This window comes from Pseudomonas sp. GW821-FHT10C09 (assembly GCF_059415465.1).
In genome coordinates this window covers 223917-236095 of sequence record NZ_JBWKNG010000011.1, presented here as the reverse complement: position 1 = coordinate 236095, position 12179 = coordinate 223917, and the positions used below count along the sequence as shown (strand labels likewise).

Below are 12179 nucleotides of genomic sequence, written 5' to 3'. Positions count from 1 at the left end.
CGCCCTGCTGAACGGGCAGAGCGAATACCAATCGAAAACCAGTTGAGGGCTTCCCCTCAACCATAGAATCTCCCACATTTGTTCTGTGTACACAGTTCCAGTGTGGGAGCGCGCTTGCTCGCGATGGCGGCCTGACAGACACCGCATCTCTCAGGCCTGCTAACATGTCGCGCAATCAACCCTGCCGTGACGACGCCAGCCAATGCCGCCTGTTTCCCGCTCCGCCTCCCAGCCTGAATTGACCGCCCTGTTCGCCTCGGTGCAACAGCACTTCCAGGACGTGATCGTGCCGCTTTGGCAAGGCCCCGGCTGGAATGCCGACATGGCGTTGCCATATGAGGCGCTGGATTCGGAGCATCAGCCGCTGCCGCCTCAACGCTACCGGGCCATGGCCTGCGCACGGCAGTTGTATCTTTTCTCAAGCCTGATCGGCCAGGTGCCGGGCGCCGAAGCGCGTGCCGCCGCGTTGTTCCGCTCCCTGCAACAGCACTTCCACGATGCCGAGCACGGCGGCTGGTTCTACAGCATCGACCCGCAGGGCGCGCCACTCGACCCACGCAAAGACCTCTACACCCACGCGTTCATCCTGTTTGCCTGCGCTCATTACTGGAACAAGGTTCGCGAGCCGCTGGTGGAATCGGTGCTCAATGCAGCGCTGGAAGTGATCGCTCAGCGTTTCGCGACAGGCGACGGCCTGTACGAAGCCAGCCTCGACCGTGACTGGTCCTCGCTTGATTCCGGGCCGCTGCAAAATCCCCTGATGCACTTGGCCGAAGCGTTCCTTGCCACCCTGTCGGTGCGTGAAGACGCCGCCGTGCAGCGTGCGCTCGTCGACTTATGCACAGCCATGCAGAAGCGCTTCATCGACCCGCAACAGAGCGTGTTGATGGAGAAGCCGCTCGGCGCTGTGGATAACTGGTTTGAACCGGGGCATCAGTTCGAATGGTATTTCCTGCTGGAGTCTTCGCCGTTGCTGCGGGGCTCGGCATTACACGCGTCGCTTGATCGTGCATTCACGCTGACCGAGCAGATGGGTGTTGATCCGCAGACGGGCGCCGTGGTGGCGATGCTTGATCTGGAGGGCTCGGCAAAGGATGCCACCCAGCGCATCTGGGCCCAGGCTGAATACCTGCGTGCCCTGACCTTGCGGCCCGATAGCGAGGCTTCTGTGCAGCGTCAATTGCAGGCGCTGCAACAGCGTTTTCTGCATGCGGGTGGCTGGTATGAGTGTCGCGACGAAAAAGGCGAAGTGAGCCGCAAGGACATGCCGTCGACGACGCCTTATCACTTGGCGACCTGCTATCGCGGGCTGGTCGACTTTCTCGGCTAACTGACAGATAGCTTTCGCGAGCAGGCTCGCTCCCACAGGTTCAGAGCAATCCCTGTGGGAGCGAGCCTGCTCGCGAATGGCCGCTACACCGACTTACGCTCGATCGAGAAACCAGCCCAGGTCTGGCTCACCGGCATCAGCTCAAGGCTATTGATGTTGATGTGCGCCGGCGCATTCATCACCCAGAAAATAGTCTCGGCAATATCCTGCGGCTGGATCGGCTCGGCACCCGCATATGTCGCGTTGTAGCGCTCCTGGTCGCCGGCAAAACGCACCAGCGAGAACTCGCTTTCACACAGACCCGGCTCGATGTTGCTAACCCGAACGCCAGTGCCCTGCAGGTCGCAACGCAGGTTCAGCGAGAACTGCTTAACGAACGCCTTGCTCGCGCCATACACGTGGCTGCCCGGATACGGATAGTTGCCGGCGATAGAGCCGAGGTTGACGATGCCGGCACCACGGCCATGGGCAATCAGGCGCGGCAGCAGCAGACGGGTGCTGTACATCAGGCCTTTGATGTTGGTGTCGACCATGGTGTCCCAATCGTCGAGATCGCACTTGGGTGCCGGGTCCACACCGAGCGCCAGGCCAGCGTTGTTGATCAGCCCGCGCAGTTTGGCGAAGGAAGGCGGCAGGTTGGCAATCGCTTCCTCCATGGCTTTGCGATCACGCACATCGAGCACCAGGCCATGCACCTCGGTCTGCTTCGACAAATCGGCGCACAGGGCATTCAGGCGCTCTTCACGACGGCCTGTCAGCACCAGTTTCCAGCCAGCCTCGGCAAAACGGCGGGCACAGGCTTCACCAAAACCGGAGGTCGCGCCGGTAATAAACAGGGTGTTGGACATCGTGTTCTCCTTGCTTCGGCTGACGGGCAGCCCTTGGAATAGAAAATCAGCTGGCAGCATGCCCGGCCTTGCTCACAGCGGCAACCACCGCAAAAGCTGAACAAAAAACAACCAACCCGATGAACGCCTTACGTACCGTGGCTTGCAGCCATGTACGCGCACGTTATCCACAGGCCGGTCCACAGTTTCCGGGGGCAAGTGGAAAAGCTGGAAGCCGCTGTGCACAAGGCTTTGCGGGGAGTTTGGAAAGTTTTTCGCTTGACCCTCGAATGCTCGCGGTGTAGCGCAGGGCATTTTGCACGATTGGTCCTACAGAGCAGCGATGGCGCCAAGCCAGTAACTACGGCCCTCAGCCGAGTCTTTCCAGAGTTTAATCACAGACTTATCCACAGGCTTGCCCTGCCCGTTTCACCTCGCTTTCGCCTCCAATAAAAAGGTTGACAACGACGGTTCCTCCCCTTGCAAAAACGCCTGGTCAAAAAACAACCACCTCGCTACAAGCCACGGATTTAAAGGCGCCCAGCCAGCTACTCCCACGTTATTCACAGCCAGTTCCACAGCAAACGGGGACAAGTCAAAACCGTGACAAAACAACTATTTGCAGCGGCTTTATGTCGCGCTTTCAGAGCTTGTGAATATTGTTTTCCACAATTTCAAAAAAGCACACGGCAACCACCTGTGAGAGCGAGCTTGCTGGCGGTGGCGAAGTGTCAGTCCGAACGATTTTCACTGACCCACCGTCATCGTCGGAACGCCGCCCGGAGCAAGCTCGCTCCCACAGGGAATGGTGGTGAATTTGAGTCTTCAACCAGGCAAACGGATTAACGGGTTATACAAAGCAGATTTGATCTCCGTTTGTCGCTCGCCGACATTACAAATGTCGACGAGCGTTTAAGCATGCAATTTACATTTTACTGAACAGGTTTTTAATTTCCTGTTTAAAACTGGATACTTTTTTCTCTGGGTTTTTCTTGCACAACTCTACAACTTGAGGAAGAACCGTTGCATCAACCGTTGTCTTTTTGAAAGAGCCACCGTTTGAATTTATTGTATCGTCGGTTGTAACCCAAAGCAGTACAGGGGACTGCGCACTCGGAGTCACATCGAGGAATTCCTGACACGTCATATTATCGGCGGTGGTGGATGCAGCATATACGACGCTGACGGAGGAAAGAATCAAGCTAGCCAGCGCCATTTTACAAAGGACTTTATGAGCCATTGTCGACATCTCCAGAGACTTGAGTAATACCTCTTAAACAAAGAAGTAAAACTGCTTGTTTATTCACGCCAAAAATAAATAAATTAGATTCAGCTTTATTACAAGCATATTCCGATTGAGTATAGACGGCCTGGCGCAGTATCAACTTCTATTTTTCTACACGTCTTTCTTAGTCAAACTCGACTATTAATAAATCAATTAGATCTGCGATATCTGTAGTTGCATTTGCTCTTTCCCCAATAAAAAAAACCCGGCGATTGCGCGCCGGGGCTTTTGTTTAACAACGCAGACTCAATGACCGCCGAGATATGCGTTACGCACTTCCTCGTTCACCAGCAGCTCCTTGCCGGTGCCCGTGAGGCGAATCTCGCCGTTGACCATCACGTATGCCCGGTCCGACAGCTTGAGCGCGTGGTTGGCGTTCTGCTCGACCAGGAAGATGGTCATGCCGGTTTTGGCCAGCTCGCGCAATGTCGAGAAGATCTGCTTCACCACAATCGGTGCCAACCCCAGGCTCGGCTCGTCGAGCAACAGCAGTTTCGGCCGGCTCATCAACGCACGGGCGATGGCGAGCATTTGCTGCTCACCGCCGGACATGGTCATCGCCCGCTGGTTGCGCCGCTCTTCAAGTCGCGGGAACAGCTCGAACATGCGTTGCATGTCTTCCTTGGCGTACTTGTCACCGATAGGGATGGTGCCCATCAGCAGGTTTTCCTCGACGGTCATGTCGGGGAACACCCGCCGGCCTTCCGGCGATTGTGCGATACCGTTGGACGCAATGTAGTGCGACGACTTGTGGGTGATGTCCACGCCCTGATAGATGATCTGCCCGTCCGCCGCACGCGGCTGGCCGAAGATCGACATCAGCAGGGTCGACTTGCCGGCACCGTTGGAGCCGATCAGGCTGACGGTTTCACCTTCATTGATGTGCAGCGAGACTTTCTTCAGGGCCTGGATCGGCCCGTAAAACACGTCCAGTTCCTTGAGTTCGAGGATCGGTTGACTCATAACACCACTTCCTCTTCATCAGCGCCCAGGTAGGCCGCAATCACTTTCGGGTCGTTGCGGATCGCGTCGGGGCCGCCCTCGGCGATGACGATGCCGTGGTCCAGCACCACGATGTGGTCGGAAATACTCATCACCATGCCCATGTCGTGTTCGATCAGCACCACGGTCAGATCGTGCTCGTCACGCAGCAGCCGGATCATCGCGCTCAGTGCTTCGGTTTCCTGAGGGTTGAGGCCGGCGGCCGGTTCGTCGAGGCAGATGATCTGCGGACGGGTGCACATGGCCCGGGCGATTTCCAGACGGCGTTGTTGGCCGTAGGACAGTTCGCCGGCGAGGCGGTTGGCGCAATCCACCAGGTCCACCACTTCCAGCCAGTAGAAGGCATGGTCCAGCGCATCACTTTCAGCCTTGCGGTAGCCCTTGGTGTTGAGGATGCCGGCCAGCATGCTGCGGTTGACCCACATGTGTTGGGCCACCAGCAGGTTTTCCAGCACCGACATTTCCTTGAACAGGCGAATGTTCTGGAAGGTCCGCGCCAGGCCGGCCCGGTTCACCAGGTGAGTGCCGCCGAACATCTTGTAGTACATCCGGCTGGCGAAGGATGCCGGCGAGACGAAGTCGGTCGGTTTGAACGACTCGCCCAGCAGCTTGATGACGTTGGTTTTTTCCCCTCGCACGCTGAGTTCGATCTTGCCGCCGGACGCTTTATAGAATCCGGTCAGGCAGTTGAACACCGTGGTTTTGCCGGCGCCGTTAGGACCGATCAGGGCGAAGATCGAATTGCGTTTGACCTGCAGGCTGACATCATTCAATGCCTTGATGCCGCCAAAGTGCATCATCAGCTTCTCGACCGAGAGTACGACTTCGCTCATGGCGCTACTCCTTTACGCGGGGTCACACCGGTACGGCTGATCCGAATCAGGCCGCGCGGTCGCCAGATCATCATCAACACCATCAGGATGCCGAACAGCAGCACGCGGTATTCCGCGAAGCCGCGCAGCAGTTCCGGGGCGACGGTCAGCACGAAGGCTGCAATCACCACGCCGATGGTCGAGCCCATGCCGCCGAGTACCACGATGGCGAGGATCAGGGCCGATTCAAAGAAGGTAAACGAGGTCGGGTTGACGAAGCCTTGATAGGTGGCGAAGAACACGCCAGCCAGACCGGCCGTCGATGCGCCGATGGTGAAGGCCGAGAGTTTCACCAGCACGTGGTTCAGGCCCATGGAGCGGCAGGCGATTTCGTCTTCACGCAAGGCTTCCCAGGCGCGGCCAACCGGCATACGGGTCAAGCGATGCTTGATGTACAACACCGCCAGCACAACCATGAACAACACCGCGTATATGAAGTAGTACTTCACGTCGGGGTTGTAAGCAATGCCGAAGAACTCGTGGAACGGTATGCCACCGTCTTTCGCCCGTTTGCCGAACTCCAGACCGAAGAACGTTGGCAGCGGTGCCGGCATGCCGTTCGGGCCACCGGTCAGCGACAGCCAGTTGTTGAGGATCAAACGGATGATTTCACCGAACCCCAGGGTCACGATCGCCAGGTAGTCACCGTGCAGACGCAACACCGGGAAGCCGAGGATGCAACCGGCAAGCCCGGCAGTGATTGCCGCCAGCGGCAGCACCGTCCAGAAGCCCAGGCCGAGATACTGGTAACCGAGCGCCAGGCCATAGGCGCCGATGGCGTAGAACGCCACGTAACCCAGGTCGAGCAAGCCGGCCAGGCCGACCACGATGTTCAGTCCCAGACCGAGCAGCACGTAGATCAACCCGAGGATGACCACGCCCAGCAGGTAGGAGTTGGAGAAAAACGGAAACACCACGGCAATGACGATCATCAGCGGGATGATCCAGCGCAACCGGGATTTGTAATCGGGCGGCAGTACATGAACCCCGGAGCCGGTGGTTTCAAACCCTTCGAGAATTTTCAGACCCTTGGGTGTTTGCAGGAACAGGCTCAGGGCAAAACGGCCCGCCATGACGATGGCGACAATCCACGCCACCCGTGTTGGTTGCAGGTTGAAGCCATAGCCGTCGAGGACAATGCCGACAATCGGACCAAACACGATGAGCGCTACAAGGCCGGCAAGAATCGCGTCAACCAGGCTTCTTTTGATATCAATGGTTTTTTTAGTGGTTGAAGACATCGCTTACACCTTCGACACAAGAGGACGGCCGAGCAGGCCTTGAGGCCGAAAGACCAGAACGAGAACGAGCAGCGAGAAGCTGAAAACGTCTTTGTAGTCCGAGTTGACCAGACCAGAGAACAGCGACTCGGAAATCCCGAGAATGATCCCGCCGAGCATCGCACCCGGCAACGAGCCGATCCCGCCGAGTACCGCTGCGGTGAACGCTTTGATGCCGATGACGAAACCTGCGTAGAAGTCGAACGTGCCGTAGTTCATGGTGATCAGTACGCCGGCCAGGGCCGCCATCGCTGCACCGATGATGAACACGTAGGAAATCACGCGGTCGGTGTTGATCCCCAGGATCGAGGCCATCTTGCGGTCTTGCTGGGTCGCACGGCACATGCGGCCGAGCTTGGTGTACTTGATGACGTAGGTCAGCAGGCCCATCCCGACAAACGCGGCGACCAGAATGAAGATCTTGGTGTAGGTGAGCTGGACGAAGCCAGTGCCGACTTCAACGCGCCATGCACCGGTCAGTAGCGTCGGAACACCTTGCTGGCGGGCGCCCTGGGCGATCTGTGCATAGTTTTGCAGGATCAGGGAAATACCGATGGCGCTGATCAGCGGTGCCAGTCGGGTGGAGTTGCGCAGCGGTTTATAGGCGACGCGCTCGATGACCCAGCCATACACCGCCGTGACAACGATGGTGAAGACCAGTGTGCCGAGCATCAGCAGAGGGAAGGATTCAATACCGAAGTACGCCAGCAGAGCCAGACTGATTGCCGCCAGGTAAGCAGAAATCATGTAAACCTCGCCATGGGCGAAGTTGATCATGCCAATGATGCCATAGACCATTGTGTAGCCGATGGCGATCAGGCCATAGACCGACCCGAGGGTCAGACCGTTGACCAGTTGCTGCAGGAAAATACCATCCATAACGCAATCTCACGCATTTGAGAGACTGCACAGAAGCCGGGTGCGACGGACCGGGGTTCAGCCGCCGACGCAAACCGGTTGTGTGCAGCTCTACGAGAAAAGACAGGTACTGCACGGACATGTTCTTTGATTGCCCGGCGCACAAGGCGCCGGGCAATCAGCAAGTCATATCACTTCTGTTTTTCCAGCTGGTGGTATTTGCCGTCCTTGTCCCACTGGTAAACCACGTAGTCGGAGATTTTCAGGTCGCCCTTGGCGTCCCAGGTCTTCTCGCCCATCACGGTTTTGACCGGGTGCGATTTCAGCCATTTGGCAGCGTCTTCGCCCTTGTTGGACTTGGCGCCATTGAAGGCAGCGGCCAGGGTCTGGACCGAAGCGTAGGCGTAGAGGGTGTAGCCTTCAGGCTCGGTACCGGCCTTGCGGAAAGCGTCTACCACGGTCTTGCTGTCTGGCAGCAGGCGTGGGTCGGCGCCGAAGGTCATCAGCACGCCGTCGACGTATTGTGGACCGCCAGCGGTGGTCACCAGTTCGTCGGTCACGATGCCGTCATCGGACATGAATTTCACGTCTTTCAGGCCTTCGGTACGCAGCTGTTTAACCAGTGGACCAGCCTCTGGGTGCAGGCCGCCGAAGTAGACCACGTCGGCACCGGCCGCACGGATCTTGGTGACCACGGCGCTGAAGTCTTTCTCGCCACGGGTCAGGCCTTCATACAGCACAGGTGTTACGCCGCGCTTGACCAGTTGAGCCTTGGTGGCATCAGCCAGGCCTTGGCCGTAAGTGTCCTTGTCGTGCAGCACGGCAACTTTTTTGCCCTTGAGCACGTCGACGATGTAGTCGCCGGCCACGATGCCTTGCTGGTCGTCACGCCCACACATACGGAACATGGCGCTCAGGCCGCGCTCGGTAACAGCCGGGTTGGTGGAACCTGGGGTGATTGCAATGATGCCCGCTTCGTCATAGATCTCGGAGGCCGGGATGGTCGACGAGGAGCAGAAGTGACCGACCACGCCAGCCACTTTCTGGTTGGTCAGGTCCTTGGCGACCGTCACAGCCTGTTTCGGTTCGCAGGCGTCATCGCCCTTCACCAGTACGATTTTTTCCCCGTTAACGCCGCCCGCCGCGTTCACCGCGTCGGCTGCAGCCTGTGCACCCTTCATGTATTGCTCGCCAAATGCCGCGTTGGCGCCTGTCATCGGGCCCGCCACACCGATTTTCACATCAGCCTGTGCAAACGCAGAAACACCCAACGCAGCTGCCACTGCGAGGGCCAGAAAGCCTTTCTTGTAAAACGTCTGGGACATGAGGTGGTGCTCCAAGGTTTTTTTTTAGTTGGCACTGCGATTTCACTGATTGCTCAGAGCAAGGGCCGTGCCATCGGTTTTTTATTCTGAAAAAAGTCGCTGCATTATTGTTTTTACGACTGTTTTGTTCCCATTTTCATTGGGCGTGCAACCGTCTAAACCGCGGAAGGTGAAACCATTTATTTTTAAAGGCGCAACCCGCATGCGCCATCATTGCAACCGCGGCGTTAAACGACGTGCAACCAGCCTGTAACAACGTGCGTCACCGAAGTGCACACTGCTGGTGCGGGACTGCTACAACCCGCACCATTACAGGCTAGTCGCTGCGCCGAAAAGCGCCGCTTCCAGCAACAAATTTCAACAATCAGATGACGATCCGCAAGCACTGGCCTGCGTGATACAGCGAGAATCCAGCCTCGTACAGACAACTGCGCAACCCTACGCCCGCCAGGGGCTGCATCGGCGCGAACGGAATCGGTAGCGCTTGAGGATTTCCGTTACACAGATAATCGGCAAAAGCTTTGCCGACGACTGTCCCCGTGGTCACGCCCCGGCCGTTGTAACCGGTGACTGCCACCAAACCGGGCGCCGGCTCGAACAGACGCATCAAATGATCGGGGGTGAACGCGATGCAGCCGGTCCACGTGCACTCCCACTCCACCGGTTTGAGGTAGGGGAAATAGTGCTGCTGAACACGGTCCGCCCAGGCTTTCAGGAACCAGGCCGGTTTCTGATTGCCATTACCAAGACTGCCGAGCAACAGGCGCCCGTCCTTGTCGCGACGAATGCTGCTGAGCACCTGACGGGTGTCCCAGGAGCCCTGGCCCCCGGGCAGAATCTGTTGCGCGGCGTCTTCGGTCAGCGGGACCGAGGCCACCTGGTAGTAGTAACCGGGGAAGAAATTGCGCCGCAGCTCTGTCCAGTCGCCTTCGGTGTAAGCGTTGGAGGCGATGACGACTTTCTCGGCCATGACCGAACCCTGTGCGGTTTGCACCGACCAGCGCTGGCCCTGGCGTTCGAGACGAGTCACCGGGGAATGATCGAACAACTGACCGCCCAGACTGATGGCCGCTTTGGCCAGCCCGGTGGTATAGGCCATCGGATTGAGGGTGCCGGCACGTCGATCGAGCAAGGCGGCGGCGATTTTCTTGGTGCCCGTCGCCTGCTCGCAGGCCTGGCCGGTCAACAGTTCGACCGGCGCCCCGCGACGTTTCCACTGTTCTTCACGACTGCGCAAATCCGCTTCGCCACGGGCGTTGTGCGCCATGTGCAGCGTGCCTTCGCGGCGCAACTGGCAATCGATGTTGTATTTGTCCACAAGGCTGAACACCAGGGACGGTGCCGCGCCGAGCATGCGATTGAGCTGGCTGCCCACCGCTTCGCCGAACCCGGCTTCGATGTCGTCCGGTGGAATCCACATGCCGGCATTGACCAGGCCGACATTGCGCCCTGAGCCACCATGACCGGCGCGATGAGCTTCCAGCACACACACCGATTTACCTTGTTCCAGCAGATGCACTGCCGCCGACAAACCGGTGAACCCGGCGCCGATGACGCAGACATCGACTGTCACTTCACCCTTGAGCGCCGCGTTGTCGGGCCTTTGCGGCGTCAGTTTTTCCCACAGACACTCTTCGCGTAACGGCATTGCCAGACTCCAACAGAAACCTAACCAACACACACTTTTAACTGTGGAGAGAATTATGTGGTGAGGGGGCTTGCCCCCGTTCGGCTGCGAAGCAGTCGTAAAACCATTGCATTCGGTGTACTTGATACACCGGGATCGCAGGTTTTAGGGCCGCTTCGCAGCCCAACGGGGGCAAGCCCCCTCGCCACAAGGGCTCACTCCCACAGGGGGTTATCACCGACTTGAGAGTTAGTCGAAGGTGATGCCCTGAGCCAATGGCAATTCCAGCGAGTAGTTCACGGTGTTGGTCTGGCGACGCATGTAGCCGCGCCATGCATCGGAGCCCGATTCACGACCACCGCCGGTTTCTTTCTCGCCACCAAACGCGCCACCGATTTCAGCACCGCTCGGGCCGATGTTGACGTTGGCGATGCCGCAGTCGCTGCCGACCGCCGACATGAATTGTTCGGCTTCACGCACGTCGGTGGTGAAGATGCACGAGGACAGGCCTTGTGGCACGGCGTTGTTCAGGCGCAGGGCCTCGTCGAAATCCTTGTAACCGATCACGTACAGGATCGGCGCGAAAGTTTCGTGGCACACCACGTCACTTTGCTCCGGCATTTCAACAATGGCCGGTGCGACGTAGTAAGCGTTAGGGAATTTGTCTTCCAGTTGGCGCTTGCCGCCGAACACCCGGCCGCCTTCGCTCAACGCCTGCTCCAGCGCGTCCTGCATGTTTTCGAAACTTTGTTTGTCGATCAGCGGGCCGATCAAATTGCCTTCCAGCGGATGGCCGATGCGCACTTTGGAATACGCGGCTTTCAGGCGGGTGACGATTTCTTCCTTCACCGATTCGTGCGCAATCAGACGACGCAAGGTGGTGCAGCGTTGACCGGCAGTGCCGACGGCGCTGAACAGGATGGCGCGAACGGCCATGTCCAGGTCGGCGCTTGGGCCGAGGATCATCGCGTTGTTGCCGCCCAGTTCCAGAATGCTGCGAGCGAAACGCGCGGCGATTTTCGGTGCCACTTCGCGGCCCATGCGGGTGCTGCCGGTGGCGCTGATCAGTGCGACACGCGGGTCATCGACCAGCGCTTCGCCAGCGTCGCGGCCGCCGATGATCACTTGGCTCAGGTGCGGTGGTGCATCGCTGAAGTTTTTCAGGACGCGGTCGAACAGCGCTTGGCAGGCCAGCGCGGTCAGTGGGGTTTTTTCGGACGGTTTCCAGATCACCGGGTTGCCGCAGACCAGCGCCAGCGTGGTGTTCCAGGCCCACACCGCGACCGGGAAGTTGAACGCACTGATCACGCCGACAACGCCCAGCGGGTGCCAGGTTTCGCGCATGTGGTGGCCAGGACGCTCGGAAGCGATGGTCAAACCGTACAGCTGACGGGACAGACCGACGGCGAAATCGCAGATGTCGATCATTTCCTGAACTTCACCCAGGCCTTCCTGAGTGATCTTGCCGGCTTCCCAGGAAACCAGTTCGCCGAGGTCAGCCTTGTATTCGCGCAGGATGTCGCCCAGTTGGCGTACCAGTTCACCACGGCGAGGCGCCGGGACCTTGCGCCACAATTCGAACGCATGATCGGCACGACTGATGTGCTGCTCGACTTCAGCAGCGCCTTCCCAGTTCACGGCAGCGATCTGGCTGCCATCGATCGGCGAATGCACCGGCACTTTGCCGTTCTGGTACAGGGCCGGGTTTACACCAAGACGATCAAGCAATGCGGCAACCATGGGTCACTCCTCAAGCGAAAAACACAAAGGGTG

The 12179-nt window shown here is 58.5% G+C and carries 10 protein-coding genes; 1 reads left to right on the top strand and 9 read right to left on the bottom strand.

Going from position 1 to position 12179, the window contains the following annotated elements; all coding sequences use genetic code 11:
- Positions 1-202 precede the first annotated feature (202 nt).
- Positions 203-1330: an AGE family epimerase/isomerase gene (locus tag AC07N8_RS13945; protein ID WP_493144085.1), complete on the top strand. Its 1128-nt coding sequence runs from the start codon at positions 203-205 to the stop codon at positions 1328-1330.
- 83 nt (positions 1331-1413) lie between these two features.
- On the opposite strand, the gene AC07N8_RS13940 is transcribed toward AC07N8_RS13945, so the two are convergent.
- The 9 genes from AC07N8_RS13940 to amaB form a co-directional block, all read right to left on the bottom strand.
- Entirely contained in the window at positions 1414-2178 is a 765-nt protein-coding gene (locus tag AC07N8_RS13940) for an SDR family oxidoreductase (protein ID WP_483841114.1), read from the bottom strand.
- 904 nt (positions 2179-3082) lie between these two features.
- A complete protein-coding gene (locus AC07N8_RS13935; RefSeq protein WP_483841113.1) occupies positions 3083-3397 on the bottom strand; it encodes an HdeA/HdeB family chaperone in 315 nt (104 codons plus the stop codon).
- 291 nt (positions 3398-3688) lie between these two features.
- A complete protein-coding gene (locus tag AC07N8_RS13930) occupies positions 3689-4405 on the bottom strand; it encodes an ABC transporter ATP-binding protein (protein ID WP_493144084.1) in 717 nt (238 codons plus the stop codon).
- On the bottom strand, positions 4402-5277 hold the full coding sequence (locus AC07N8_RS13925; RefSeq protein WP_483841111.1) for an ABC transporter ATP-binding protein: 876 nt from the start codon (positions 5275-5277) through the stop codon (positions 4402-4404). The genes AC07N8_RS13930 and AC07N8_RS13925 overlap by 4 nt, the downstream gene beginning before the upstream one ends.
- Positions 5274-6557 carry a high-affinity branched-chain amino acid ABC transporter permease LivM gene (gene livM, locus AC07N8_RS13920; RefSeq protein WP_483841110.1) on the bottom strand — a complete coding sequence of 428 codons (1284 nt, stop codon included), beginning with the start codon at positions 6555-6557 and terminating at the stop codon, positions 5274-5276. Before livM ends, AC07N8_RS13925 begins: the two co-directional genes overlap by 4 nt.
- Before the next feature lie 3 nt (positions 6558-6560).
- Positions 6561-7475, bottom strand: coding sequence for an ABC transporter permease subunit (locus AC07N8_RS13915; protein WP_027921961.1), 915 nt, complete (start codon positions 7473-7475; stop codon positions 6561-6563).
- Between the two features lie 170 nt (positions 7476-7645).
- On the bottom strand, positions 7646-8779 hold the full coding sequence (locus tag AC07N8_RS13910; RefSeq protein ID WP_483841109.1) for a branched-chain amino acid ABC transporter substrate-binding protein: 1134 nt from the start codon (positions 8777-8779) through the stop codon (positions 7646-7648).
- 364 nt (positions 8780-9143) lie between these two features.
- The gene (gene amaA / locus AC07N8_RS13905; RefSeq protein WP_123435907.1) at positions 9144-10427 is read right to left on the bottom strand and encodes an L-pipecolate oxidase; all 1284 of its coding nucleotides are present in this window, start codon (positions 10425-10427) and stop codon (positions 9144-9146) included.
- A gap of 228 nt (positions 10428-10655) precedes the next feature.
- Positions 10656-12146 (bottom strand): L-piperidine-6-carboxylate dehydrogenase, encoded by a 1491-nt coding sequence (gene amaB, locus AC07N8_RS13900; protein WP_310336614.1) that lies wholly within the window; start codon positions 12144-12146, stop codon positions 10656-10658.
- Positions 12147-12179 lie beyond the last annotated feature (33 nt).